This window comes from Streptacidiphilus fuscans (genome assembly GCF_015690355.1).
GTDB lineage: Bacteria > Actinomycetota > Actinomycetes > Streptomycetales > Streptomycetaceae > Streptacidiphilus > Streptacidiphilus fuscans.
In genome coordinates this window covers 723,361-749,923 of the sequence record NZ_JADPRT010000003.1, presented here as the reverse complement: position 1 = coordinate 749,923, position 26,563 = coordinate 723,361, and the positions used below count along the sequence as shown (strand labels likewise).

Genomic DNA, 26,563 nt, shown 5'->3' with positions numbered 1-26,563 from the left:
CCATCATCGGGGCGCATGCGGCCGACCCACCGTCAAGACACGTGTGACGCCGACACGGTGGCCGACCGGCCCGTCGGAGGGACTGCGGGGGTGGGCCGCCCCGTGGGCACGGCGCCGGAGGAGCTGAAGGCGGTGGCGGCGTTGGAGACGTTGGATGAGCTGGACGAGTTGGGGACGCCAGACGTGACGGCGGGGCGGGGCAGCGGCGGCAGGCCGGTCCAGCAGGAACCGCGCCGGGCCCGGAGGCGGCGCAGCCACAGCTCCATGGCCACCACGTCCGCAAGCCCGTCCAGCGGGACCGGCGCGTCCGACGCCGCAGCGCGCAGTGCCGCGCGCACGCCTTCGGCGTCGATCAGGCCCCAGTCGCCCAGCAGGGATGCGGCGAAGAGGCGGTCCAGGGCGTCGGCGGAGCGGCGCAGCCCGGCACGGACGCTGTCCGCAGCCGCGTAGGGGTCGGGCGGGAGGCCGTTGCCCCAGCCGTCGGGGACCTCCTGGACCCCTGCGCCCGCCAGGACCGCGCGGAGGATGCCGTGGCGTGCGCCGGGCTGGATCCGCGCCCGGTCGGGGACCTGGCGGCAGGCGCGGACCACCTGGTTGTCCAGGAACGGCGCGTGCAGACGCTGCCCGCGTGCGTCCGGCGCGCTCTCGACGACCTGGGCCAGCACCCGGAACTCCGCCGCGCGCCGCTGCAGTGCCAACCGCGCGCGCCGGGCTCCCGGCCGCTCGTCGGGAGCACCGGCGCGGGCGGCCAGGTGGAGGCGTTGAGCGACGGCGCTGCGGGCGTCGGCGGTGAGCCAGGCCGCGGCCGGGCCGGGCGTGCACCAGGCGAGCGCACGGGTGGACGCCTCACCGGCGGTTCCGGGCGGCGCACCGGTGGTGCGACCGGCGACCAGGGCCGCGGCGGCGTCCAGGAGTCCGTCGGTGTAGGCGGTGCGGGCGAGCCGCCGGGCCGCGCGCACCACCGCGACGGGTGTGCCGACCATCGCGCTGTCAGCGCGGGCGAGAGCGGCAACCGGTCGCAGCAGCGGGCTGCGCCGGCGTTCCAGCAACAGGTCGGCGAGGCGGGCCGGGTGACCGTCCAGGACCTGGCGGGCGCCGTGGCCGCTGATGTGGTCGGTGCCTGCCGCGGCCAGCCGGGCGCGGTGGCGCAGCGCGGCGACCAGGGCCGGGCCGGGCTCGTCGGTCAGCGGTCCGGCCAGCGGGTCGTCGCCGAGGTCCGCGTACGGGAGCGCGTCCTCGCCGCCGGGCACGACGACGTGGTCGAGCCGGTCGGCGGCGGCTTCGGCGACGGAGCGGGCGCGCAGCAACTCCGCCTCGCGGGCGGGGCTGAGGGGCGACCCGGTGGCTCCCTCGGCGTCGGTCCAGGTGATCGCGAGCAGACCGGTCGGCTCGGGTTCGGGCACGGTGACGCGGCGCGCCCAGGAGCCGCGCACCGCGCCTGTGCGGCGGGCGGACTCCGCTTCGGCCGCAGGCGAGGTCGGCGGCGGGCCGTGGTGGAGGGTGCGGTAGCTGCGGGGGTCGCCCCAGCGCTCCTCGCTGAAGGTGCCGAGGGCCGGGTGGCGGACCGGCGGGACGCCGCCGTTGGCCGCCGTGCCGTTTGCCGCGGCGCGCTCCGTACGCCGGGTGGGCTGGGTGGTCCGCGCGCTGCCCGGCTCGGGTTCCGGGGTGACGCCGGGATTCACGCCGGCGCTCGCACTGGCGCTCGCGTCGAAGTGTGCGGCAGGCCGCGCGGCGGGCACCTTGGCGGCCCGGGGGATTGTCGCCGCCAGCAGCGCCAGCACCGTCGAGGCGCTGCCGCCGGACAGGTCGACGCTGACGTCCCGTCGGCGGACAACCTGCTCGCCCGCCTCGTCCGGGCCGTCGTAGCCGATGCCGCTCTCGATCAGCGTCTCGTCCGGCAAGTCGCCGCCGGACGGTGCCTGGGCTCCCCGGTGGTGCGGCCTGCCGACGAACATGCCAAGGCCGTGGCCAAGGCTGGGGCCGGACCCCAGGCCGAGGTCGAACCCTGGCTCAACTCCCGTTCCCCACCCAGATCCCAGGTCCCGGCTCCCCGGGCCTGCGGCGAAGACGGTCGAGGACAGCTGAGCCGACACGTCTCCCGGCGCGACCGGCTGGCCGGCGGCCACTGCGCCGAGGCCGAAGGCGGTCTGCACCGTCTGCTGCGACGTGCGGACCCGCAGCCGCACGGACTCCAGCAGGGACCGGGTCACCTCGGCGGTGGCCGACGCCTCGCTGTTCTCGTAGCTCCCCACGCCGCCGGGCACCGGCTCGTAGGCGCCGACGGCGGAGACGCCGCCGCGCACGGTCAGTGCCTGCCCCGGCGGGACCCGGCGCACCCCGGCAAAGGGGCTGCCGTCGCCGACGCCCTCGGGCGCGTCCGGCAGGGCCAGCCGTGCCGCGAGGTGGATCCGGTCGAGGGGCGCATCGACGAGGTCGGCCAGCGGCAACGCGGCGGTGGCGTAGGCGGTCCCGCCTCCGAACGGCGTGTGGTAGACGGGGTGGACCCCGGCCAGATCGCCCAGGATCGAGACGCGCGCGCCCAGTTGGAGCACGACGACATAGCTGCCGGACCAGGTGGTCAGGTGCCGCAGTGCGCCGCCGGACGTCGCGAGCAGGGCGGTGCGCAGCGCCGCGTCCGCCGCTCCGCAGCGGCCGAGGACGAGCAGGCGCGCCGAGGCGCCGTCGTCGGGCGGGAGTTCATCGGCGGCCGGATCGTCGCCAGGGTCGGGGAGGGCGGGAAAGCCGTGCTGGACGACGGCGCTGGAGTGACGCCGCCACCGGTGCAGCGTGACACTGCGGATCTCGTCCGGACGCCAGTCCCCCACCGCCCACAGCGGATCGGAGCCTGGCCAGAGCAGGCGTCCGCCGACCGGTCGGAGCGCGCGCACGTCAGCGAGGGCGGCCGCGCCGTCCCGGGTCTTGCTGCCCAGGCCGCTCCAGCCCACCAACCAACGCATCGTCGCCTCCACGCCAAAGGCACGGTGCCGCACCGTCAACTCCCCATCGTGCCAGCCCACGGCGTGTTCGGCTGTGGCATCGAGGCAGGCAAATTCCGGAAGTTGACGCAAAGTTGACGGACAAACAGGGCTGACCACCACAAACAAGGCACGGACGAGGGCACGGACCGGACAAGGCGGAGCACGGACACGGACAACGGGCAACACAGGCGAACGGCAAGGACGGCAACAGAGACGGACGGGCGTGGAGCGCGGGGCCGGACCCTCCCCTCCCGGGACCGGACCCCGACCCCCGAGGTCCGGCCCGGGCACGGTCGCCGCGAGACCCGTCCGACCGACCGCCCGGGCAGAACGAACGGACGAACGGAACAGCGCGGCGAGCGGACGGACCACAGCTCGGGGGGTGTCCGCACACCCCCCGAGCCGGTCCGCCGCCGCGCGGGGATGTACGGCGGCGGCGTCCCCCGACCCGCCGGGTCCTCGACGGCAGGCCGACCCACGCCACCATGCAAACGCCGGAACGCGGAACGAGGGAGGGGGCACACCGGGGCGCACCGCCGCACGCGCCAGGGGCATAACCACACCGGAACTGCCATCTCCGCTACCGGATCCCGCCATCTGGAACAAGACCCCTTAACCGTGGGCAGGCAGGGAACTACTCTGGGTTCAACAGGGCGAGGTGCGTGAACCGTGAGGGGGTGACAGGAGGGCATGACGACCACTGGCAGTCGCGGACCGAACGACAAGCTCGGCACCCTGCTGACCCTTGCCGGGATGAGCAACGCCGGGCTGGCCCGCCGGGTCAACGACCTCGGCGCACAACGCGGGCTGACCTTCCGTTATGACAAGACCTCGGTGGCCCGTTGGGTCACCAAGGGAATGGTCCCGCAGGGTCCGGTTCCGCATCTGATCGCGACGGCGATCGGCGGCAAGCTCGGCCGGGCGGTCCCGCTGGAGGAGATCGGCCTGGGCAGTACCGATCCGACCCCCGAGATCGGCCTGACCTTCCCCCGCGCGGTTCCGGCGGCGGTGCAGAGCGCGACCGACCTCTGGCGGCTCGACCCGGGGCGCACGCGCAAACCCGGTGCGCCGGGCAGCGGCTGGTGGGACACCCTGGCCGGATCCTTCTCCGTCGCGGCCTACACCACCCCCGTCGCGCGCTGGCTGATCACGCCCGTCGACGGCTCGGTCGCGCGGGAGGCGCCGAGCGCCGACGCCAGGACGGCCGGCTACCAGGCGGCCGACGACAAGGACCACGCGGCGGACGCGGCGGCGGACACCCATGCCCCGGCGCGGCGGTCCGCGCCGACGGTTCCCGGCCCGCGGGCAGGTGAGCGGGCAGGCGCGCAGGGAGGGTCCCTGGAGCTTCCGGACCCGGGCGATCTCGGGGACGCGGAGTCCCAGCCGACCGGCCACGACGGCCGGTTCGGACACGTCGGCGCGCCGCTGGGCCTCGCCGACGGCGCGCGCGGCAGCTACCGGGTCGGCCACGCGGACGCGGCCAAGCTGCGTCAGGCCGCCGAGGAGGCACGCCGCTGGGACTCCCGCTACGGCGGCGGCGACTGGCGCTCGTCCATGGTCCCCGAGTGCCTGCGGCGGGACGCCACACCGCTGTTGCTCGCCAGCTACAGCGACGAGGTGGGCCGCGCGCTGTTCGGCGCGACGGCCGAACTGACCCGGCTCGCCGGGTGGATGGCGTTCGACACCGGCCAGCAGGAGGCCGCGCAGCGCTACTACATCCAGGCGCTCCGCCTGGCCCGCGCGGCGGCGGACGTGCCGCTCGGCGGCTACGTGCTCGCGTCGATGAGCCTCCAGGCGACCTACCGGGGCGCGGCCGACGAGGGCGTCGACCTCGCCCAGGCCGCCGTGGAGCGCAATCGCGGGCTGGCGACGGCGCGGACGATGAGCTTCTTCCGACTGGTCGAGTCCCGCGCCCACGCCCGCGCCGGGGACGCCGCAGCCTGCGCCTCCGCCCTTGCCGCGGCGGAGAGTTGGCTGGAGCGGTCACGTCCTGGCGACAGCGATCCGGCCTGGATCGACTTCTACACCTGGGACCGGCTGGCCGCGGACGCGGCCGAGGGCTTCCGCGATCTCGGCATGCCGGGCAAGGTCCGCGAGTTCACCGAGCGCGCGCTGGCCACGCCCACGGAGGAGTACGTCCGCTCGCACGGCCTGCGCCTGATCGTCTCGGCCATGGCCGAGCTGGACCAGGGCGAGCTGGAACGCGCGGTGGCGGCGGGCAACCGCGCGCTCGACGTGGCCGGGCGGATCTCCTCGCAGCGCACCCGCGAGTACCTGGCGGAGATGCTGAAGCGGCTGGACCGCTACAAGGGCGAGCGGATCGCCCAGGAGCTGGTGGAACGCGCCCGCCTGACGCTGGCCGCTCCGGCCTGACGGGCGCGACAAGCCGGGCGTGTGCTGCCGCAGGTAGTTGCACTATCAGGGGCGCGGGGCTCTGCTGATATGCGGCTCCGCCGCGCGGGCGCGACAAGCCACCCACCCACGTGGCCGGCCGAACGCGCAGGGCCATCCGCACAGGTTGGTTTCTTGCGCAGTTCCCCGCGCCCCTGGGGGTGCAACTACCTGCGGGAGCGAACGGTAGGGCCGCGCGCCCCTGGGTAGTGCAACTGGACGCCGCACCGTCTCTGACCTCGGACGCGCCCTGCTGTGGGCGGTCATGGACGCGTAAGGTGACCGGCAGAACCCTCGTCGAACCGTCGGAAGGGCTTGCGTGCGGGGCTTTGACTGCGACGTCGTGATTATCGGTGCGGGCATCGTCGGGCTCAGCGCAGCGTACGCGCTGGCCCAGCAGGCGCCCGAGCTGGACGTGGTCGTGCTGGAGAAGGAGCCGCGGCTCGCGGCCCACCAGACGGGCCGCAACAGCGGGGTGATCCACAGCGGCCTCTACTACCGACCGGGCTCGCTCAAGGCGAAGTTCGCCCTGGCCGGGGCCGCGGAGATGGTCGAGTTCTGCAAGGAGCAGGGCCTCCCCCACCAGGTCACCGGCAAGCTCGTGGTCGCCGTCGACCGCAGCGAACTGCCGCGCCTGCACGCGCTGGCCCAGCGCGGACGCGAACACGGCCTGCCCACGCGCGAGTTGGGCGCAGCCCAGATCGCCGAGCACGAACCGCACATCAGCGGCGTGGCCGCGCTGCACGTCGGTACCACCGGCCTCGCCGACTACCCGGCCGTGGCCGCCCGGTACGCGGAGCTGTCCGGGGCGCGGATCCGCACCGGCAACGCGGTCACCGCGATCGACCGGCGCGGCGACGGCGTCACCGTGACCACGACGCTGGGCGAGGTCCGGACCCGGGTGCTGGTCAACTGCGCCGGCCTGCAGAGCGACCGGATCGCACGGCTGGCGGGCGACGACCCCGGGCTGCGGATCGTCCCCTTCCGCGGCGAGTACTTCGAGCTGGCCCCGGAGGCGGCGTCGCTGGTGCGCGGGCTGGTCTACCCGGTGCCGGACCCGGCGTTCCCCTTCCTCGGCGTGCACCTGACCCGGGACCTGCACGGCGGCGTCCACGTCGGCCCCAACGCCGTCCCCGCTCTGGCCCGCGAGGGCTACGACTGGCGCACGATCAGCCCGCGCGACCTGCTCGAAACCGCGAGCTGGCCGGGCACCTGGTCGCTCGCCTCGCGTCACTGGCGCGCGGAGGCGGTCGAGCTGCGGCGCTCGCTCAGCACCCGGGCGTTCACCCACGCACTCCAGCGCCTGCTGCCCGCAGTCACCGAGCAGGACCTGCTGCCCGCCCCGGCGGGCGTCCGCGCCCAGGCGGTCGACCGGCACGGCGTGCTGGTCGACGACTTCGCCTTCGCCGAGGGCCCGCGGACCGTCCACGTGCTCAACGCCCCCTCCCCCGCGGCCACGGCGTCCCTCGCGATCGGCCGCGAGATCGCCGGGCGCGCCCGGGCCGCGCTCGACCACAGCGGCTGAGCCCTCCGGCACTCGCCCTTCGGCGACCACCTGCCCCTGCTGGCACCGGACGCAGGCCAGGCCTACCGGGCCGAGGGCGGCGGGCGAACGGCCCGCAGACTGAACGGTTCCGTAGACTGGGGCGCATTGTGACCAGCCAGCCCACCACCCTCGTCCCCCCGGCCGCCGCACGCCCCGAGGCCTCCGGCGCCCTCCCCGGCAGCGGTGCCAGCGCCCGCGCCGACGTGCCGCGTCCCGGCGATCCCGTGTCGCCTGAGCTGCACACCGAGCGCCGGATCCGCAGCTTCCACCCGCGCAAGGGCCGGATGAGCACCGCGCAGCACGACGCGCTGGCGCGCTCCTGGGACGCGTGGGGCATCAGGATCGACGGCGAGCGGCTGCTGGACCTGGACGCCTGGTTCGGGCGGACCGACGCCGAGGTGGTGCTGGAGATCGGCTTCGGGATGGGCGACGCCACCGCGACCATGGCCGCCGCCGAGCCGGAGCGCTGCATACTCGCGGCCGACGTGCACACCCCCGGCCACGGCAACCTGCTGCGCCGGATCGAGTCCGACGGCCTGGACAACGTGCGCCTGGCCGAGGGCGACGCCGTCGTGCTGCTCCGCGACCAGCTCGCGCCCGCGTCCCTCGCCGGGCTGCGGATCTACTTCCCTGACCCGTGGCCCAAAGCCCGCCACCACAAGCGGCGGCTGATCCAGCCCGAGTTCGTGGCCCTGGCCGCGTCCCGGCTCCGCCCCGGCGCTACGGTGCACTGCGCGACCGACTGGGAGCCCTACGCGGAGCAGATGCTGGAGGTGCTGAGCGCCTCCCCCGACCTGGTCAACCTGCACGCCGACTTCGCGCCGCGCCCGGACTGGCGGCCGGTGACCAAGTTCGAACGCCAGGGCCTGGCCAAGGGCCACGTGGTCCACGACCTGCTCTTCCGTCGCCGCTGAACCGCCGCCGAACCGCCGCTGGGCCGGCGTTGGGCCGCACGCGCGTGCGGTGCACGCGGGGTGACCGTGCGGGCACAAGTCCTTACCCCCTGATCCACCGCCCCGCTAAGGTCATGGGGTGAGCAGCGCGCAGCACGAACCCCCGGCGAACAGCACCGCCGAGGACGCGACCGGGCCGATATCCGGAGCCGAGTCCCCCGTCCCCGCCACCGACTCCGCCGATCCGGGCCTGCCCGTGATCGCGGATCTGGTCGACCCCGCCGACGTGCCGCTGCCCGAGGGCCTGCCGACGGCTCCCCAGCCGGGGACGGCCGCGCTGCCGTTCGAGCCGCCGCGCACCCTCCGCTACAAGGTCCGCCGCAACCTGCTGGAGAACCGCTGGCTGCGGGTCGCGCTGGTGGTGATCGCCTTCGCCGCGTGCGGGGCGGCGATCCTCAACATGGTCCACACCCAGACCGGGACCGCCGGTTTCGTCGTCGGCGTCGCGCTCGCGGTGCTGCCGGTGCCGCTGGTGCTGGGCGCCTACCACTGGCTGGACCGGGTCGAGCCGAAGCCCGCCCGGCTGCTGCTCTTCTGCTTCGGCTGGGGCGCGTGCGCGGCCACCCTCGTAGCGATCCTGGCCAACGACTGGGCCACCTCACTGCTCATCAGCCACCAGGTGGGCGGCGGCGAGACGCTGGGCGCGAGCCTGGTCGCGCCGCTGGTCGAGGAGTCCTCCAAGGCCGCGCCGCTGCTGCTGATCTTCCTCTTCCGCCGCCGGGACTTCACCGGCATCGTCGACGGCGCGGTCTACGCCGGGTTCACCGCGACCGGCTTCGCCTTCACCGAGAACATCCTCTACATCGGCCGCTCCGTGATGGACGGCAGCAACGACGGCGGCACCGGCATAGCGGCGACCGTGATGACCTTCGTGATGCGCGAGGTGATGTCGCCGTTCGCGCACCCGCTCTTCACCTCGATGACGGCGGTCGGCTTCGGGCTCGCGGCGATCAGCCGCAAGCGCTGGCAGCGGATCTGCGCCCCGATCGCGGGCTGGATCTTCGCGATGCTGATGCACGGCACCTGGAACAGCGCGCCGGTGCTGGGCCCGCTGGGCTTCTTCGGCGTCTACTTCCTCTTCATGATGCCGGTCTTCGCGCTGATGGTCTGGCTGGTGATCTGGTCGCGCGGCAACGAGCTGCGGGTGGTCGGCAAGCAGCTGGCCGTGTACGTGGCGGCGGGGTGGATCGCCCGTCCGGTGCCGCTGGTGCTGGCGTCGATGCGGACCCGCAAGCAGGCGCGGGCGCTGGCCCGGTTCCAGGGCGGTCCGGCCGCCGACAAGGCGATGCGCGAGTACCAGGGCTTCGCGACCTCGCTGGCGCTGCTGCGCGAGCGGGTGGCCCGCGGCCTCGCGGTGCAGGACTTCGCGGAGCGCGAGCAGGAACTGCTGCACCACCTGTGGGAGCGCAAGGAGGCGGTCGAGCCCGTCTTCAACCGCGTCGGCGAGCAGGAGTGGTACCGCACCCACCCGCCGCTGGCCACGGCCTGGGCCGGTCCCCCGGCGCCGGGCTTCGGTTACCCGTACCCGCAGCGTCCGGGATACGGACCGGGCTACGGGCCCTATCCGCAGCGCCCCGGTTACGGGCCCTACCCGCACACCCAGCCGCCGGGATACGGGCAGGCGTTCGTGCCGCAGCAGCAGACGCCCCCGCAGTACGGCGGCCGACCGCCGTACGGGGGACAGCCGTACGCCCCGCGGGCGTACGCGCCGCAGCAGGCCTATCCGCAGCAGCCCTACCCCTACGCACACCAGCAGCCGGTGGCGCCGTCCCCGGTGCAGCCGAGCCCCGCGCAGGCGAGCCCCGCGCAGGCGAACCCTGCGTCCGAGCAGCCGCCGGCCGAGAGCTGAAAGCTGGGCCTGCCGAGGCCTGACGTCGGGCGGGAGCTGACGCCGACGTCGAACGCACACGTCCGGCTCATCCGCCGTACACCCCGACATCGCCTGTCCTTCGGCCGTACCGGAACCATCCGCCACCCCTGTCGCGTTGTCCAAATATCCGCACACTGACGTGCGGCGACGCCGACACAGCGTCAGGAGGCAGCGCCAGTGACCGATGGCATCTATCGGATGGCCGTGACCAGTGGGCACGGCCACCAGGAGACTGTGGCCTTGGCCGAGCAGCAGCTGCGGCAGTGGCTCAAGGCGCTGCACTACGACGAGCCCGGTTCGGGCAACGGTCGTCGGCTCGTCGGGCCGCAGGCCGTGCTGGACCAGGTGGCCCGGGGCAAGGCGGTCCAGGGCCGGCTCGCCCGGTGGCGACTACGTGAGTTCACCGTGCAGGGCATCTGGCAGACATCCCTCACCGTGGCCTCGGCCCGCGACGGCCGCACCTGGGTGCAGCTCGACGCGGAACAGCTGCCGGTCCGCGGCGAGGAACCCGCGAAGGCCCCCGTCCCCGCCCTGGCCCGCGGCCTGCTGGACGTGATGGACGCCGTCGAGGGCGAGCAGAGCGGCGCGGCCCGCGTCCACGCGCTGCCCGGCATCATCGAGAAGCAGGACGTCGACGAGATCCTCGACGAGCTGTGCGACCCGGACCGGCGGCTGCCGATCGTGGTCGCCAGCACTCCCCTGCACACCGACTTCGAGGACTGGCTCAACGACACCGTCGACCCGCTGCTCCGCAGTTGCAGCGGCCTGGCCGTCCTCTACGCGCTGGCACCGGGCGCCGAACGCACCTTCAACGCCGCGCTGGAACACCACCGCGTCTACGGCGGCGCGGTCCGCACGTACCTCCCCGGCCTCGACCCGGCATGGGCGCCGGAGGCGGCCCGGCACCGGGTGATGTCCCGGTCCACCATCGAGGACAACCTGCGCCGGGCCTCCGGCCTGCTGGCCTGGCTGCCGCGCCGGCTGGCCGTGCAGACCCCCTTGCCGGACCAGCTGGTCGGCCTGCCGCCGCTGCGTCCCGAGGGCCTGCCGGAGGCCGACACGATCGCGCCCGGCGGGCTGCTGGTCGACCACGACGAGGAGGAGCTCCACGAGCAGCGCGCCCGTGCCGAGGAGCTCCAGGAGGTCCGCCGCTGGCTCCGCGCGGCGGAGGAGCGCGAGTCGCAGCTGGCAGCGGAGTACGACGAGCAGTACAGCGAGCTGCGCGCGGCGCGGACGGAGCTGCGCTCCCTCTCCGGCCGCCCGGCCCGTCCGCAGGACTCCGAGCCCGGCACCTTCGCCGAACTGCTGGAGCGCTGGGACGAGTTCCCGCTGCTGGAGTTCACCGGCGACCCGCGCCTGACCAAGGAGCTGGACGAGCAGACGGACCACCCCACCTGGGTGCGGATGACCTGGGACGCGCTGCTGGCCCTCCAGGACTACGCGGAGGCGGCGAAGGAGGGCGCGTCCGGCGGCGACTTCCGCAGCTGGTGCGAGAACACCCCGCCGGACTGCCACCCCTTCCCGCCCCGCAAGGTGATTCGCGGCGAGTCACGCACCGTCAGCACCAACGCGAAGTGGAAGCGCGAACGCCTGCTCCCGGTCCCGGCGACGGTCGACCCCTCGGGCCGCGTCTTCATGGGCGCCCACCTGCGGATAGGCGGCGGCGGAACGGCTCCGCGCCTGCACTACCACGATGACTGCTCGAACACGGGCAAGGTCTATGTCGGATACATAGGCCTGCATCTGCACAACACACGCACGAACTGACGGAGGTTCACGGTCATGGCTCAGGTCCCTTCCTCGCTGATTGCCGCGAGCGGACTGGTCGGCGGTTTCGCGATCGCCCGCGCGACGAAGCGGAGGGAACTCGGCGGCGTCGCTCTCGCCGCGGCGGGCGGCGCGGCGGCGTTGCAGTGGCGCAAGGCGGCGGGGCCGCGGACGGCTGCGGTGCTCGGCGGCCTCTACACCGCGGCGTTCGCGGGCTCCCACCCGCTGGCGAAGAAGATCGGCGCGTGGCCGTCCGTTCTGACGGTCGCCACGGGCATGGCTGCGGCGTCCTGGGCCCTGGCGGACCGCAAGTAAGCCGAGGCCAACCGGCGCTCCCGCAGGTAGTTGCACGACTTAGGGGCGCGGGGAACTGCGCGACAAGCCACCGGCATGCAGATCGTCCTCAACGAGCAGGGCCATCCGCACAGAGTGGTTGCTCGCGCAGTTCCCCGCGCCCCCAAAAGTGCAACTACCTCGGCTGCAGAAAGTTTCTAGAGGTTCACGCCTCGTGAGGCGAGCCACGCCGTGGGGTCGACCAGGTCGCCGCCGTCCGGGCGGATCTCCAGGTGAAGGTGCGGGCCCGTGGAACTGCTGGTCGCGCCCACGCGACCCAGCGGCTGGCCCGGGGCGGCCGCAGCGCCGTTGGCGACCGTGATCGCCGAGAGGTGGCAGTACCAGATCTCCGTGCCGTCCGGCAGGGTCTGGACGACGCGGTAGCCGTAGCTGCCCGCCCAACCCGCCTCGGTGATCACGCCGGTGCCCATCGCGCGGACCGCCGTGCCCGCCGGGGCCGCGAGGTCGAGGCCGGCGTGCAGGTGGGCCCAGTACGAGCCCACGGCGCCGCGCGCCGCACTGCTCTGGACGGCGGTGAGGGGGGCGACCAACGGCTCCGCCAGGCGGGCACGTTCGACGGCCTGCGCCTTCGCGGTGGCCGCGCTCGCGGCCTCCCTGCGAGCGGTGTTCTCGGCGGCGCGCTGCGGGGCGGCCTGGGCGAGGATGCGGTCCGCGAGGGCCACACCGGCGTCCGAGCCATGGGTTGCCGGAACCTGCTCGTCGTCCTGGAGTCGCATCGTGCCGGTGGCACCGGCGTGCTCGGAGTGGTCTGCCGCGAGGGCGGGACCGGCCAGGCCGATGACGCTGCTGGCACCGACCGCCATGGCCGCGAGGCCCAGTGCGGCACCGCGCTGGCGCGGCAGCATGGCCGTGGGCTCGGCGACGGTCTCGACCGGGTATGACGCCATGACTGGCGTGCTCCTTTCCGTCCCTTCGCCGACCGGGTTAGCTGACGGGTTCGGAGAGGGCGGTCTCCTACGGCCCTGAGGCCGATTCACCCCGGGGTAAGTGGGTCCCCGGCTCCGTGAGGATTAGGCGATCCGCGCGACGGCCGCGCGTACTGTTATTGAAAGTTAATACTAAAGCCGTCTGAATCCAAGTGCTTCCCGGGGTGCAGTTGGGGCGGTAGGGCCTGCAGCTGAGCCTTCGTCATCGATTCGGGCATTTCGGACAAGTGTGCCGACGGAGCCCGCCAGCACCTTCTGGAGCAGGCTGTATGCCAGGATCGGCAGCAGCACCGCCGGGTTGCCGGGCATCCTGGTGGCAGCGACGACCGCACTCGCGCTGCTGTTGTTCATGCCCGACGCGTACGTCAACGCGATGGCGTCCGCACGCGGCACCCCGAGCCGGACGGCCAGCACCCACCCGACCAGGAACGAGCCCGCGCACATCGCCGCCGCCGCGAGGACCACCAGCAGCAGGAAGTCCGGATCGGGCCGCTCGATCACCTGACGCAGCGCACCGCAGGCATTGGTGTAGCTGAGGGTCACCACGACCAGCAGGTTGACCGCCTTCACCGCCGGCAGCCAGCGCTCCCGCGCCGCCCCGGAGAGCAGCAGGCGGCCCGTCAGCAACCCCGCAGCGCAGGGCAGCACCACCGCCAGCACGGCGAACGCGCTGCACGCGTGCTCGGCCACCCGGTGCAGGTCCGACGCGTACGGACCGGAGGCGAGGAATCCGCCGAGGTGCAGACCGAGCGGGATGGTGAGCGGGCTCAGCAGCGTGCTGCCCACGACCAGGCCCAGCGTCAGCGTCGCGTTGCCCTCGCTGCCCTGGGCGAAGACGGTGGCCCCGGCGGCGACCGGCATCGCCCCGACCAGGGCCAACCCGACCAGCAGGCTCTGCGCCTCACGCGGGTTGTGCCAACCGTCGGCCGCGAGCGCGCCGACGCCCAGCAGCAGCGTCGGCAGCAGAGCGTTGGAGGCGATCCCGACCAGCAGCGCGCGGGGACGCCGCAGCAGTGAGGGCAGCGTCTCAGCACGCGCCGTGAGGCCCGCGTTGAAGACCATCAGCGCCAACAGCCCGGCCTGGAGCGGGAAGTCGGCCTCGCCGACATGCCCCAGGCTCACCCCGCGCAACGCGATCCCCGGCCCCGGCCACACCGCGGCGAGGACGTAGGCGAGCAGCATGATCCAGAGCAGGCGTCGCTGTACGGCGGCGAGGAATGTGGAGAGCGGACGCATGAGGGGCACCGCCTTTCGTGCTTGTGGCGGCATCAGATCAGGTTCGCATCCGCACTGTCCCGATGAGCTGGGGCGATTCATGACATCGAGTGGATTCCGTCATGATCGGGAAGCGGGATAGAGCCAGTCGACAAGTCGATTCGCGACATCGTCGGAGGAGAGGGTGCGCGCGTTGGCGAACGATCCGTCCTGGGTCGTGGCGCGGACGCTGCCGTTCGGATTGAGCACGACCATGGCCGGGATCCCGCTCTTCTGGAGGTTGATCCAGCGGGCCGCCAGAGCGGTGTTGTGGTCGTAGTGCCCGATGTCGACGGTGACGAGGTGGTAGTCGCGCGACAGGATCAGCCATGCACCGGCGCTGAGCGAACGCTGCGCCAGCACCTGGCAGTCGGCGCACCAGTCGGCCCCGAACTCGACGATGACGGGCCGCCCGTCCCTGCGGGAGGCGGCCTGAGCCGCGGCGAGCTCGGCCGTGGCGTCGGCGGCGGGGTTGTACCCGGTCGGCACGGGCGCGGGCGAGACGCTCGGCAGCGCGACGAACGGCGTCGCATAGTGCGGGCCGGGCTGCCGCCCGGAGACCTGCACGCAGGCGGCGAGCAGCGCGAGCGGCAGGACGCCGAGGAGCAACGCACGGAGTGAACGCACGTCACCCAGTGCAACACTCACTCTCCGAGGGAGAGCATCCGACGCGCCGGTTCCACCATCAGGGGCGCGGGGCTCTACTCATGTGCGGCTCCGCCGCGTGGGCGCGACAAGCCACCCTGCGAGGTACAGCCCCGAACGCGCAGGGCCATCCGCTCATCAGTGGTTTCTCGCGCCCATGCGGCGGAGCCGCAGATCAGCAGAGCCCCGCGCCCCTAAGCGCTGCAACTAACTCATCGACAGATAGGCCAAGCTTCCCGCGCCCGCGATGAAGCAGTAAATCGCGAACGGGGTCAGCGTCTTCGTCTCGAAGTACTTGGTCAGGAATCGCACCGCGACATAGCTCGCGACGAACGCGCAGACCGCGCCGACGAGGAGCTGGCCGTGGATGCCGTTGCCCGCCGGGCCCATGAGGGACGGGACCTTCAGCAGGGCCGCGCCGCCGATCACCGGGGTGGCCAGGAGGAAGGCGAAGCGGGCGGAGTCCTCGTGGCGGAGGCCCTTGAAGATGCCCGCGCTCATGGTCACGCCGGAGCGGGAGATGCCGGGCAACAGGGCGAGGATCTGCGCCGCGCCCACGATGATCGCGCTGCTCCAGCCGAGCTTGACGATGCGTCGGTCGGAGAGGATGTCCGGGTGCAGGTGCTCGTCGCCGGGCAGCACCGCCGCGTCGTTGGCGCGTCGTCGTCCCGTGCCGCCGCGCTTGAGGCGCTCGGCGCCGAAGAGGACCAGGCCGTTCAGCATGAGGAAGAGCGCGGCCACGGTCGGCTTGCCGAGGATCTCGCGGAAGACCTTGTCCAGGGCGATGCCCGCGACGCCGACCGGGATCGTCGCCACGATCAGCAGCCAGGCCAGCTTCTGGTTGACCGTCTCGATCCGGCGCTCCTTGATGGAGCTGAACAGGCCCTGAAGGATCCGCGCCCAGTCCCGCCAGAAGAAGACGACCAGCGCCAGCGCGGTCGCGACGTGCAGGGCCACCAGGACGTTCAGGTAGGTGGACCCGGGCGCCGAGACGTTGAGGTCGTTCGAGTAGGGCGGCCCCAGCAGGGCGGGAACCAGGAGGCTGTGCCCGAGGCTGGAGACCGGGAACAGCTCGGAGACGCCCTGGAGCAGGCCGACGCCGATCGCTTCGGGATAGGTGAGCACGGACGACATGACGACCCTGGCTGCTGGGAGGGATACGGGCAGCCCGAAAGTACTACAGGGGTGTAGACGGATAGGGCGGATATGACGGCTGTTCATCGACGCGATGTGCGAAGTTCACCGTCAATCCGCCCTACAGATTTCCCGACCCCCAGGCAACCGCGGCCCTCAGGCCGCGGTGCTGAGCTCCTCGACGCGCGGCACCGAGCCGGTGACCACCGTCGACGCGATCGGGGCCGCGTTGTCGGCGGCCTTCGGCAGGACCCGGCGCAGGCGCAGCGCCGCGACCGTGATGCCGACGCAGCAGAGCGCCAGGGTGGCCAGGTAGACCGTCGACATCCCGGCACCGACCAGCAGCACGCCGACGGCCGGGCCGATCGCGATGGCAACCTGCTTCACCAGCGAGAACGCGGCGTTGTAGGTGCCGAGCAGTCGCGTCGGGGCGAGGTCGGCCACGATCGGGCCGAGGGTCGGGGCCAGCAGGGCCTCGCCCGCGCCGAAGAGGACGTAGGTCATCATCATCGAGCCGACCGCCAGGCCGGACCCGCCGTGGAAGAGGCCCGCGACGCCCGCGAAGATCCACGCCGCCAGCCACACCAGGCCGGTCGCCGCGATCGCGGTGGTCCGGCGGCGACGCGAGGTCATCCGGACCACGAACATCTGCAGCACGACGATGGCGAAGGTGTTCGCCCCGAGGCCGAAGCCCAGCGCGGACGGGGAGATCCCGACCGTGCCCGTCGCGTAGGCGGCGACGCCGCTCTCGAACTGGCCGTAGCAGGCGAAGAAGATCAGCCCGGCGAGGACGCAGAGCTTCACCATCGCGCGGTCGCCCAGCAGCGTGCGGAAGTCGGACTTCCCCTTGCCGGCCTTCATGCCCTTCGCCGCGTCCGCGACCGCCGAAGCGGCCTCGGCCACCGGCGCGGGCAGCTTGACCGTGCCGGTCACGGCGGCCAGCACCAGGAACATCAGCGCCTCGATGGCGAACAGCAGCGTCAGGCTGGCCGGACGCGACACGTCGACGATCTGGCCGCCGATCATCGCGCCGATGCCCATGCCCAGGTTGACCAGTGTGAACTGCAGCGCGAACGCGTGCGCGCGGGTCGCCCTGGTCGAGCAGCGGACCACCATGGTGGCCAGCGCGGGCTGGCAGGTGGTGACGCCGGCCCCGAAGAGGAAGGCGGCGACCAGGATCGTCCACTGCGTCGTCGCCAGCCCGAAGGACAGCGCGCCGAGCGCGGTCAGCACCGCGCCCCCGACCAGCACGGGACGCGGCCCGTACCGGTCGATGCCGCGCCCGCCCACCGGCAGCACGGCCAGCGCGGCCGCGGCGAACAGCGTGAAGACCAGCCATGCGGTCATCGAACCGAGACCGCGCACGGTCTCCACGTACACAAACATGTACGGCAGCGTGAACCCGCTGCCGAACGCGCTGAGCGCGTTCCCCACCTGGACGCGGCGCAGCGCCCCCTGCATCGTCGTCGTCTCCCCAGCCATCGCCTTCGCCATCACGCGCACCGCCTTTCCGCTCCCCGCGGTCACCCCGGTCGTCTGCCGCCGTGGTCCGTCGTCTCTCTTACGTTTCGATGGAAAGAGTACACTACTAAAGTCTTCCGAGCGAAACTTTTAATCCCGGTAGGCTTGAGCATGAGATACTGACGGTATGACCGAGTCGTCCCAGGAGCCACCGGAAGAGCTCGCGATCAGTGAGCAGGTGGCCGTCTACCAGCGCGAGTTCCCGAACGTGGACCCGCAGGTCGAGACCATCGTCTCGACGCTCAACCGGCTGACCCGACGGATGTCCGTCGCGTACGGCCGTCACCTCAACGACCTGGGGATCTCCTCCGCCGACTGGGAGGTGCTGAAGGCCCTGATCGTCGCGGGCGCGCCGTACCGGCTGGGGCCGGGCGAGCTGGCCAAGCGGATCGGGCTGACCCCGGCGGCGATGACGCACCGCGTGGACCGCATGGCGGCGGCCGGACTGGTCACCCGCAGCCGGGACGAGAGCAATCGCGTGCGCGTGAACATCGAGCTGACGGAGCTCGGCCGCGAGAAGTGGCTGGACTCGATGCGGATGGCAGCGGTCTTCGAGGAGAGCCTGCTACAGGATGCCGCGCCGGAGGAACGCGCGGAGCTGGCCGGCGCGCTGGGCCGGATGCTCCGGCGGGTGGAGGAGGACCAGCCCGACGGGGTCGGGCGGGTGGAGGACCTGGAAGAGAGCTGAATGCTGCGCTGCCGCAGGTAGTTGCACCATCAGGGGCGCGGGGAACTGCGCGAGCAACCACCCTGTGCGGATGGCCCTGCTCGATCAGCGACTCACCACACGGGGTGGCTTGTCGCGCCCACGCGGCGGAGCCGCACATCAGCAGAGCCTCGCGCCCCTTGGGGAGTTGCAACTACCTCATCGTGGCAAAGGCTCAGCCCAGGCCGTTGGACTTCAGCCACGCCTGCGCAGCAGCAAGCGGGTCCTGGCCGCCGCCGTTGACCGCTGCGTCGAGGCTCATCAGGGAGGCCGTCGTCAGCTTGGCCTGGACCGCGTCGACGGCGGCTGCCGCGCCCGCCGGGAGGGACTTCGCGGCCAGCGGGATCACGTTCTGGAAGCCGAAGAGGTGCTTGTCGTCGACCAGGGTGGTCCAGCCGTTCTTCTGGATCGACGCGTCCGTGGTGAAGATGTCCGCGACCTGGACGTCGTTGTTCTTCAGCGCCGCCTCGGTGAGCGAGCCGCCCGCGTCCAGGGCCTTGAAGCTCTTGAACTTCAGGCCGTAGACCGACTGCAGGCCGGCCAGGCCCTGCTGCCGGGTCTGGAACTCCGACGAGCCGCCGATCGCGATGCCGCCCGCGATCGACTTCAGCGAGCTGATGGTCGAGGCGCCCGTCAGGCTGTACTGCTTGGCCGTCGCGCCGTTGACCGTGAGCGAGTCCTTGTCCTCGGCCGCCGACGGCGTCAGCAGCTGAAGGTTCGGGGCGAGCTTCGCGGCGGCCTGGGTGTCCGTGTCGGCCTCGGTCGTGGGCGCGGCGGTGCTGTCCAGGTAGGAGAGGAGCGCGCCGTTGTACTCCGGCATCAGCGTGATCTGGCCGTTCTTGACCAGGCCGTAGGAGATCTCGCGGCTGCCGATGTTCGGGTGGTACGAGACCTTGAAGCCCTTGGCCGTCAGCGCCGCGCCGTACAGGTCCGCGAGGATCGTGCTCTCCGCGAAGTTGTTGCTGCCGATCACGATCGTGCCGCCGGACGCGGCGGACGACGGAGCCAGCGGGTTGCCGCCGGAGCCGCCGGAGTTGCTGCTCGACGAGCCGCACGCCGACAGGGCGACGGCGGCGGCCACGGCGACCAGCGCGGCGGCCGTCCGGGCGCGGCCCCGCGAGCGCGTCGCGCCGGTCCGGCCGGCGTGGGTGGAGGAGTCGGTGGAGAAGGCGGTTGAGTTCACGGTTCCAATCCAGCATCTGAGACGCGTTCGCTGACGCGCGTGGCGTATTCGCTGTCGGTCGGGTTGTTCTCTCGTCTTCCTCGTCTTCCTCTTCCTCGGGTTCCTCGGGTTCCTCGGGACCCCTCTGGATCCTCTGGATTCCCAACATTCTCACGGCGACCGACCGATCCTGATCCATCAAGGAGAGAAATCGGAAGGTCACGACGGGATTTGTCGTGAGATGTTCACAACCGCCTCTGACAAATCGTGGGCCGACCCGGTAGTCTCGCCGCGCGGTCACGGGTTCGGGGGGCGGACTCACATTCGATCTCGGGTCGTCGCACCATCAACTAAGTTGTCTCGCAGGGAACTAGGAGTTCCTGTTGTCCTCCCTGGACACCTTGGCCGATCGGCTCGGACGGCGCCTGACCCGGCTGCCCCTCCGACGCAAGCTGAACGTGCTGATCGCGGTTCCGCTCGCGCTGATCTGTCTGCTGATCTCCGTCTACGCATACGGCGAGGTGGCCCAGGCCACGAGCGCGTGGCGGCAGGCGCACCAACTGCGGGCCGGACTACAGGTCGCGGAGCTGGTCAACGACGTCCAGCGGGAGCAGGGCCAGGCGCTGCTCTACTTCGAGAGCTACTTCGACGAGCCCTACGCGAAGACCCGCGTCCACCCCGACGAGACCGCGTATCTCGCCGCCCAGAGCGACACCGACGCCCAGGTGGAGAGGGTCCGGCAGTCCTTCGGCCGCTTCATCCCTGACGCCGAGTCGGCGGCGCTGGACAACATGTCCGTGCTGCAGACGCCGCGCGCCGCCGTCGCCGACGGCAAGCTGCCGCCGAGCGAGATCGACTCCGCCTACGGGCCGCTCAGCGAGGCGCTGATCGACGGCCTCGGGCTGAGCGCGCCGCAGCAGACGGCGGAGGCGTCCGGGCTGGAGCAGCAGCTGGACGCGTTGCTGCGGACCGAGGTCGCGCACGCGTCCTTTGAGACAGCGGTGCTGTCGGCGGAGACCGGTGACGCCAACGCGATGCTGGAGTTCGACGACGCCGTCGGCTCGCTCCAGCTCTACCAGTTCGAGCTGCAGCGCTACACCGCGATCGCGCCCGCCGCGGACTCCTCGCGGCTCGCCGAGATCGGCTTCAACCAGTACCAGGTGGAGCTGACCGACGCGCTTCAGGGATTGGCACTCAGCACGAACGAGCTGATCATCCCGACCAACGACGTCAAGCGCCGCCAGATCGCGCACCAGTCGGCGCTCGACCTGCAACCGGCGGTCGACAGCGAGTCGACGGTCCGGCTGGCCATCGCGCAGCAGCTGATCACCGGGATCGCCGACCAGTCCAACGCCGCGTCGGTCCAGTCCTGGTGGCGGGCCGGGCTGCTGCTCGGGGCGGCCGTGGTGCTGCTCCTGCTCTGGGTGGGCGTGCTGGCGCTGATCCGGCGGTCGATCCTGCGGCCGCTGCGCCGGGTCACCCAGGCCGCGCGCCGCGTCTCGGAGTTGTCGGCGGCCGAGCTCGCCCGCGTCGCCGACGAGGACACCCCCGTCGGCATCGACGGCCCGCCGCGCCTGGAGGATCTGCCGATCCTGGCGGACGACGAGATCGGCGAGCTGGCCAAGGCGTTCAACCAGGTCCAGCGCACGGCGGGCGACCTGCTGGAACGTCAGGCGATGAGCCGCCACAACACCGCCGAGATGTTCGGCAACATCGGCCGCCGCGTGGCCAACCTGACCGGGCGCCAACTGGCCCTGATCGACTCGGTCGAGCGCGGCGAGACCGACCCCGAGCTGCTGGACCAGCTCTACCGGATCGACCACATCGCCGTCCGGCTCCAGCGCAACGCCGACTCGCTGATGCTGCTGGCCGGGATCCGCGACACCGAACTGGACGGCCGTCCGGCCGAGCTGACCCATGTGGTGCGTGCGGCACTGGGCCAGATCGAGGGCTTCGAACGGGTCCGGCTGACCGCCGACGTGGACGCCACCGTCGCCCCCGACGTGGTCAACGACCTGGTGCTGATGCTGGCCGAACTGCTGGAGAACGCGGTCTCGTTCTCGCCCGCGCACAGCGAGGTCCAGGTGAGCGTCCGCGAGCACGCCGGGCAGGCAGTGCTGGAGATCGTCGACCACGGTCTGGGCATGAGCTCGGAGCGGCTGGCGGAGGAGAACGCGCGGCTGGTCCGCCGCGAACGCCTGGACCTGGCGCCCACCCGGGTGCTCGGCCTCTTCGTGGTCGGCGCGCTGGCTCGGCGCTGGGGCATCCAGGTCACCCTCGCCCGCACGCCCGGCGGCGGTGTCACCAGCCGCGTGGCCATCCCGGCGGACTGGGTCTCGCCCTCGCTGCCGCGCTCGGGCCGCAGTTGGTCGCCGTCGGCGCCGCAGCCGGTTCCGGCGGTTCCGGCGGCGGTTCCCGCTGCTGTCACGGCCGCTGTTGCGGCTGCTTTTCCTGCCGCCACGCCTGCGGCTCGTGCGGTGTCCGCCACGCCCGTGCGGGCGGCGCTGCCGACGCGGTCGCCGGGGGCGACGGGCGGCCCGCGCGAGCCGGAGTTCGAGACCGGCGCCGACTTCTTCACCCCGCGCGGTGCCGGTTCGGGCTCGCGGTCCGGCTTCGACGAACCGGCTCACCAGGGCCGTGGCGAGCGGGAGACGGGCGCGCAGGAGACGGGCGCTCCGACCGCCGACTCCCGGCTGCCCCGGCGGCGGCGCACCGGTCCGGACGAGGACGCGCTCTCACGCCCCGTCGTCGACACCCGCCCGACGCCGACTCCGAAGCCGACGCCGACGGCTGCCGCTACGGACACCCAGGCGTCGCCGGACGAACGTCCCGGCGCGCTGAAGCGCCGGGTTCGCGGCGCGACGCTGCGGGAGAACCTCGTCGGCGCCGAGCGGATCGCGGTCCGCCCGCCCGATCCCGACGAAGTCCGCTCCTCCCTGGAGGAGTTCGAGGACGCCGTCAGTCGGGCCGAGCGCGACAGCGCGACGCCCACCACGCTGGCGTCCGCCGTCGCGTCCCTTCGTGAACGTCAGCGCTCCACCAGCAATCCCAAGGAAACGGAAGGAGTGGGACAGTGACCACCGAGCCCACCGTGCAGGACCTGCAGAGTGCCGCGGCGGACTTCACCTGGCTGCTGCGCCGCTTCGCCACCGACACCGCCGGGGTCGTGGACGCGATCGCCGTCTCCTCGGACGGCCTGCTCATCGCCGTCTCCCGGCTGCGCGACCACGCCGACTCGGAGCGGCTGGCCGCGATCGTCTCCGGCATCACCAGCCTGGCCGCCGGGGCCTCCGGCAACTACGGCCTGGGCGGCCTGAACAAGGTCATCATCGACCTGGAGGGCGGCCACCTGCTCGTCTGCGCCATCGGCAGCGGCTGCGTGCTGGGCGTGGTGGCTTCCAAGGAGGCCAAACTCGGCAACATCGCCTACGAGATGACGCTCTTCGCCAACCGGTCCGGAGCGGCGCTCAGCCCGCAGCTGATCATGGAACTCAAGAACGGCGTGGGCGCGTGAACGCCAGCGACACGGGAAGCCACGCGATGACGCGTCCGCTGCGCCCGTACGTCATGCCGGAGTCGGACGACGACCCTCCGAGACCCGGCTCCGCCGCGCCCACGGCGGAGCCACCGCGCCGGAGCCTGTCCGTGCGCCCGTTCCTGGTCACCGCCGGGCGGGTCAGCGACGACACCTACCTCCCGCTGGAGACGCAGGTCGTCGCGACGCCGCAGGGTCTGGCCGACCTGCCCACGCTGACGTTCGAACAGCACGACATCATCGCCGCCTGCCAGGACCCGCTGTCGCTCGCGGAGCTCGCGGCCCGACTCCACCTCCACCTCAACGTGGTACGGGTGGTCGCAGGAGACCTGCGCTCCGCCAACCATCTGACAGTCCACGCACCCCAGGTCGGCACCGCCAACGATCTCTCCGTGCTCCGCCGGGTGATCGACGGTCTGCGCGCCGTCCCCGACTCACGAGGCTTCAAGCGTGACAACAACAGTCCTGCCTAACCCCTCCGCGTCCGGCGCGCACCGCCCTCCGCTGCCGGTCAAAATGGTGATCGCGGGCGGCTTCGGCGTGGGCAAGACCACGACCGTGGCGTCCATCTCGGAGATCGAGCCGCTGACGACGGAGGCGTCCATCACCGAGGTCGCCGCCGGCGTCGACGACCTTTCGCACACTCCGCACAAGACCACCACCACGGTGGCGATGGACTTCGGGGTCATCACGCTCGACCCGACCCTGAAGCTCTACCTCTTCGGCACGCCCGGCCAGGACCGCTTCGGTTTCATGTGGGACGACCTGGTCGCGGGCGCGCTGGGCGGGCTGGTCATCGTGGACACGCGACGACTGGACGACTGCTTCGCCGCGGTGGACTACTTCGAGAACAAGGGCCTGCCGTTCGCGGTCGGGATCAACGTCTTCGACGGCAACCTCGACCACGACCTCGACGAGGTCCGCTGGGCGCTGGACATTCCGGACTCGGTGCCGCTGGTCCTCTTCGACGCGAGGGAACGCGGCAGCGTGCGGGACGCGTTGCTGGTGGTTCTGGAACTGGCGCTGGAGCGCGCAGAGAGCTGACCTCAGGGGCGCGGGGAACTGCGCGAGACACCACCCCGTGCGGATGGCCCTGCTCGTTCGGCCTGCCAGCTGCGTGGGTGGTTACTCGCGCCCACGCGGCGGAGCCGCATATCAGCAGAGCCCCGCGCCCCTGGGTGTTGCACCGAGCCTCAGCGCGAACGGCGGACGCCCGGGGAGACCAGCACTCGGCCCAACGCCCAGAACACCCCCAGGGTGACCAACGCCAGCGCAGCGACCAGCGCAGCGCCGCCGACGACCTTCTCGTAGCGCAGTTGGGCGAGGCCGTCGACAATGTAGCGGCCCAGGCCGCCGAAGGAGACGTACGCCGCGATCGTCGCCGTCGAGACGATCTGGATCGCCGCCGAGCGGATCCCGCTCAGGATCAGCGGCAGTGCCACCGGCAGCTCCACCTGCCACAGCACGCGGGACCGGGGCATCCCCATGCCCTTCGCCGCGTCCACCAGTGACGGGTCGACACCCCGCATCGCCTCGTACGTGGTGACCAGGATCGGCGGGACGGCCAGCGCCACCAGCGGGACCATCACCGGCGTGAGACCCAACCCCATCAGGATGGTGAGCAGCACCAGCAGGCCGAAGCTGGGCAGCGCACGCGCCGCCGTCGCCAGCGCGGCGAGCGCGTTGCCGCCGCGGCCGGTGTGGCCGGTGATCAGGCCGATCGGGAGGGCGATCAGCATCGCGATGGCGAGGGCCAGCAGCGAGTACTCGACGTGCTCTGCGAGCCGCGTCGGGATGCCGTCCGGGCCGGACCAGCGGGTCGGGTCGTCGAAGAACTGCTGTGCGAAGCCGAAGAGGTTCACGCGGAGGCCGCCTTCCTCGCCCAGGGCGTGAGGATCCGTCGGGCCAGCACCAACAGGCCGTCCAGCACGACGCCGAGGACGGCGATGCTCAGCACCGCGTCCCAGGCGAGCAGCGGCCGTTGGTAGTTGAGGGCGTCGGAGAGCAGGTTGCCGAGCGCGCCCTCGTTGCCGATCAGCATGCCGACGCTGACCAGGCTGACGCTGGAGACCGTGGCGACCCGGAGGCCCGCGATGATGGCCGGGACCGCGATCGGCAGTTCCACCTGCAGGTAGCGGCGCAGCGTGCCGAAGCCCATGGCCGTGGCGGCGGCGCGGACGTCCTCGGAGACCGAGCGCATGCCGTCGACGATGGCCGGGACCAGCACCACCAGTGTGTAGACGGTGAGTGGTATCTCGACGGTGAGGCTGCTCTCGCCGGTGTAGTCGATGAGGAAGACGAAGAAGGCCAGCGAGGGGATCGCGTAGAAGACCGTGGACACGCCCAGAACCGGCGGGTAGAACCAGCGGAACCTGGCGCAGAGCATGCCCAGCGGCAGGGCAACCGCGAGGCCGACGGCGACCGGGACGAGAGTGAGCTGGAGCTGCCAGAGAACCAGCCCCCACCAGGTGTTCTGCAGGTCGCTGGGGACCTCGAAGAACCGTTGGGCGAAGTTCACGACCGCCCGCCCTTGTCCATGGCCACCTCGTCCGTGACCACCTTTCCCGTGCCCGCCTGGCCCGTGACCACCTTTTCCGTACCCGCCTGGCCCGTGACCACCTTGTCCGTGACCACGCTTCGTGCCGCGTGCGCGGTCCGGATCGCCTCGGCGATGGTCTCCTGCGCGGCCACTCCGGCCGCCCGGCCCTCGTCGTCGACGGCCACGGCCCACCCCGTCGGCGACAGCACCGCGGAGTCGAGCGCCGCGCGGAGCGAGTCGCGGCCGAGGTGGAACGCGTGGCCGTAAGGGAGCCGCTCGGCGTCCGCGCCTGCGGCCAGATCGGCCGCGCGGGACCAGCCGAGCGGTCGGCCCTCCGTGTCGGTGACCAGCAGGTACGGGGTCTGCGGCGCGGTCCGCGCGCTCAGGGCGCGGATCTGCTCCGGTGTGGCGTCCTCGGCGACGATCGGCTCAGAGGTGAGCTCCAGGCCGGAGGCGTCGAAGAAGGAGAGATGGCGGATGCCTCGGTCCGCGCCGAGGAAGTCCTCGACGAACTCGTCGGCGGGCGCGGAGAGCAGCTGGTTCGGCGGCGCGTACTGGGCCAGGTACCCGCCCTCGCGCAGCACCGCGACCATGTCGCCCAACTTGATGGCCTCGTCGATGTCGTGGGTGACGAAGACGATGGTCTTGCCCAGGTCTGCCTGGATCCGCAGGAGCTCGTCCTGGAGGCCCTTGCGGACGATCGGGTCGACGGCCGAGAACGGCTCGTCCATCAGCAGCACCGGCGGGTCCGCGGCCAACGCGCGTGCCACGCCGACGCGTTGCTGCTGACCGCCGGAGAGCTGGTACGGGTAGCGCTTGGCCAGCGACTGGTCCAGGCCGACCCGCTCCATCAGCTCCAACGCGCGGCTGCGGCTGCGCTGCCGGTCCCAGCCGAGCAGGCGCGGCACCGTGCCGATGTTCTCGACGATGGTGCGGTGCGGGAAGAGTCCGGCGTGCTGGATCACATAACCCATGGACCGCCGCAGCGCGTTGACCGGTCGTTCGCGGATGTCCTGACCGTCCAGCAGGATCCGGCCGTCGGTCGGCTCGATCATGCGGTTGATCATGCGGAGCGTGGTCGTCTTGCCGCAGCCGGACGGCCCGACCAGCACCGTGATCGACCTGTCGGGGATCTCCAGGGTCAACCGGTCGACCGCGGTGGTCCCGTCCGGGTAGCGCTTGCTGACGGCGTCGATCTCTATCACGAGTGCGTGCGCCCTTCGGGCTTCGTACCTCTCGTCTCCCCCGCCCCGCAGGTCTCTCCCGGGTGTTGACGGGACAA

General features: G+C 72.2%; 21 protein-coding genes and 1 riboswitch. Of the genes, 11 read left to right on the top strand and 10 right to left on the bottom strand.

Features of this window, described 5'->3' with window-relative positions:
- Positions 1 to 32 precede the first annotated feature (32 nt).
- Positions 33 to 2,957, bottom strand: a complete 2,925-nt coding sequence (locus tag I2501_RS10545) for an asparagine synthase-related protein (protein WP_236046040.1) — start codon at positions 2,955 to 2,957, stop codon at positions 33 to 35.
- Between the two features lie 711 nt (positions 2,958 to 3,668).
- On the opposite strand from I2501_RS10545, the gene I2501_RS10540 reads away from it, so the two are divergent.
- The 6 genes from I2501_RS10540 (at position 3,669) to I2501_RS10515 (ending at position 11,820) form a co-directional block, all read left to right on the top strand.
- Positions 3,669 to 5,351 carry a hypothetical protein gene (locus I2501_RS10540; RefSeq protein WP_196193595.1) on the top strand — a complete coding sequence of 561 codons (1,683 nt, stop codon included), beginning with the start codon at positions 3,669 to 3,671 and terminating at the stop codon, positions 5,349 to 5,351.
- A 361-nt stretch (positions 5,352 to 5,712) separates the two neighbouring features.
- Positions 5,713 to 6,894 (top strand): L-2-hydroxyglutarate oxidase, encoded by a 1,182-nt coding sequence (gene lhgO / locus I2501_RS10535; protein ID WP_408022719.1) that lies wholly within the window; start codon positions 5,713 to 5,715, stop codon positions 6,892 to 6,894.
- A gap of 128 nt (positions 6,895 to 7,022) precedes the next feature.
- Complete coding sequence (trmB, locus tag I2501_RS10530; RefSeq protein WP_408022718.1) at positions 7,023 to 7,829, top strand: tRNA (guanosine(46)-N7)-methyltransferase TrmB; 807 nt, start codon at positions 7,023 to 7,025, stop codon at positions 7,827 to 7,829.
- 118 nt (positions 7,830 to 7,947) lie between these two features.
- A complete protein-coding gene (locus tag I2501_RS10525) occupies positions 7,948 to 9,717 on the top strand; it encodes a PrsW family intramembrane metalloprotease (RefSeq protein WP_328806301.1) in 1,770 nt (589 codons plus the stop codon).
- Between the two features lie 198 nt (positions 9,718 to 9,915).
- Positions 9,916 to 11,505: a hypothetical protein gene (locus I2501_RS10520; RefSeq protein WP_196193593.1), complete on the top strand. Its 1,590-nt coding sequence runs from the start codon at positions 9,916 to 9,918 to the stop codon at positions 11,503 to 11,505.
- 15 nt (positions 11,506 to 11,520) lie between these two features.
- On the top strand, positions 11,521 to 11,820 hold the full coding sequence (locus I2501_RS10515) for a hypothetical protein (protein ID WP_196193592.1): 300 nt from the start codon (positions 11,521 to 11,523) through the stop codon (positions 11,818 to 11,820).
- Between the two features lie 176 nt (positions 11,821 to 11,996).
- Here the strand turns inward: I2501_RS10515 and I2501_RS10510 are convergent, their stop codons facing one another.
- The 5 genes from I2501_RS10510 to I2501_RS10490 all read right to left on the bottom strand — a co-directional run bounded on the left by I2501_RS10510 (position 11,997) and on the right by I2501_RS10490 (position 17,279).
- Positions 11,997 to 12,746: a M23 family metallopeptidase gene (locus tag I2501_RS10510; protein ID WP_196193591.1), complete on the bottom strand. Its 750-nt coding sequence runs from the start codon at positions 12,744 to 12,746 to the stop codon at positions 11,997 to 11,999.
- Positions 12,747 to 12,757: 11 nt separating this feature from the next.
- A riboswitch (cyclic di-AMP (ydaO/yuaA leader) is annotated at positions 12,758 to 12,886 on the bottom strand.
- Between the two features lie 31 nt (positions 12,887 to 12,917).
- Positions 12,918 to 14,021 carry a bile acid:sodium symporter family protein gene (locus I2501_RS10505; protein ID WP_196193590.1) on the bottom strand — a complete coding sequence of 368 codons (1,104 nt, stop codon included), beginning with the start codon at positions 14,019 to 14,021 and terminating at the stop codon, positions 12,918 to 12,920.
- Positions 14,022 to 14,120: 99 nt separating this feature from the next.
- Positions 14,121 to 14,666, bottom strand: coding sequence for a thioredoxin family protein (locus I2501_RS10500; protein WP_196193589.1), 546 nt, complete (start codon positions 14,664 to 14,666; stop codon positions 14,121 to 14,123).
- A gap of 225 nt (positions 14,667 to 14,891) precedes the next feature.
- Positions 14,892 to 15,818 (bottom strand): undecaprenyl-diphosphate phosphatase, encoded by a 927-nt coding sequence (locus tag I2501_RS10495; RefSeq protein WP_196193588.1) that lies wholly within the window; start codon positions 15,816 to 15,818, stop codon positions 14,892 to 14,894.
- A 156-nt stretch (positions 15,819 to 15,974) separates the two neighbouring features.
- Positions 15,975 to 17,279: an MFS transporter gene (locus tag I2501_RS10490; protein WP_196193666.1), complete on the bottom strand. Its 1,305-nt coding sequence runs from the start codon at positions 17,277 to 17,279 to the stop codon at positions 15,975 to 15,977.
- A 187-nt stretch (positions 17,280 to 17,466) separates the two neighbouring features.
- Between I2501_RS10490 and I2501_RS10485 the strand changes: the two genes are divergently transcribed.
- On the top strand, positions 17,467 to 18,027 hold the full coding sequence (locus tag I2501_RS10485) for a MarR family winged helix-turn-helix transcriptional regulator (protein WP_196193587.1): 561 nt from the start codon (positions 17,467 to 17,469) through the stop codon (positions 18,025 to 18,027).
- 193 nt (positions 18,028 to 18,220) lie between these two features.
- Here the strand turns inward: I2501_RS10485 and I2501_RS10480 are convergent, their stop codons facing one another.
- Positions 18,221 to 19,228, bottom strand: a complete 1,008-nt coding sequence (locus I2501_RS10480; protein ID WP_196193586.1) for an ABC transporter substrate-binding protein — start codon at positions 19,226 to 19,228, stop codon at positions 18,221 to 18,223.
- 362 nt (positions 19,229 to 19,590) lie between these two features.
- Between I2501_RS10480 and I2501_RS10475 the strand changes: the two genes are divergently transcribed.
- Genes I2501_RS10475 through I2501_RS10460 form a run of 4 tightly spaced genes read left to right on the top strand, consistent with a single transcriptional unit; the run spans position 19,591 to position 23,786 of the window.
- A complete protein-coding gene (locus tag I2501_RS10475) occupies positions 19,591 to 22,284 on the top strand; it encodes a HAMP domain-containing sensor histidine kinase (RefSeq protein WP_196193585.1) in 2,694 nt (897 codons plus the stop codon).
- A complete protein-coding gene (locus I2501_RS10470) occupies positions 22,281 to 22,721 on the top strand; it encodes a roadblock/LC7 domain-containing protein (RefSeq protein ID WP_196193584.1) in 441 nt (146 codons plus the stop codon). The genes I2501_RS10475 and I2501_RS10470 overlap by 4 nt, the downstream gene beginning before the upstream one ends.
- Positions 22,722 to 22,774: 53 nt before the next feature.
- Positions 22,775 to 23,215 (top strand): DUF742 domain-containing protein, encoded by a 441-nt coding sequence (locus I2501_RS10465; RefSeq protein WP_196193665.1) that lies wholly within the window; start codon positions 22,775 to 22,777, stop codon positions 23,213 to 23,215.
- Between the two features lie 43 nt (positions 23,216 to 23,258).
- On the top strand, positions 23,259 to 23,786 hold the full coding sequence (locus tag I2501_RS10460; RefSeq protein WP_196193664.1) for a GTP-binding protein: 528 nt from the start codon (positions 23,259 to 23,261) through the stop codon (positions 23,784 to 23,786).
- Positions 23,787 to 23,935: 149 nt separating this feature from the next.
- Here I2501_RS10460 and I2501_RS10455 read toward each other — a convergent pair whose 3' ends face one another.
- Genes I2501_RS10455 through I2501_RS10445 form a run of 3 tightly spaced genes read right to left on the bottom strand, consistent with a single transcriptional unit; the run spans position 23,936 to position 26,486 of the window.
- Positions 23,936 to 24,604 carry an ABC transporter permease gene (locus I2501_RS10455; RefSeq protein WP_328806299.1) on the bottom strand — a complete coding sequence of 223 codons (669 nt, stop codon included), beginning with the start codon at positions 24,602 to 24,604 and terminating at the stop codon, positions 23,936 to 23,938.
- The gene (locus tag I2501_RS10450; RefSeq protein WP_196193583.1) at positions 24,601 to 25,260 is read right to left on the bottom strand and encodes an ABC transporter permease; all 660 of its coding nucleotides are present in this window, start codon (positions 25,258 to 25,260) and stop codon (positions 24,601 to 24,603) included. Before I2501_RS10450 ends, I2501_RS10455 begins: the two co-directional genes overlap by 4 nt.
- Positions 25,257 to 26,486 (bottom strand): ABC transporter ATP-binding protein, encoded by a 1,230-nt coding sequence (locus I2501_RS10445; protein WP_196193582.1) that lies wholly within the window; start codon positions 26,484 to 26,486, stop codon positions 25,257 to 25,259. Before I2501_RS10445 ends, I2501_RS10450 begins: the two co-directional genes overlap by 4 nt.
- Positions 26,487 to 26,563: the final 77 nt, after the last annotated feature.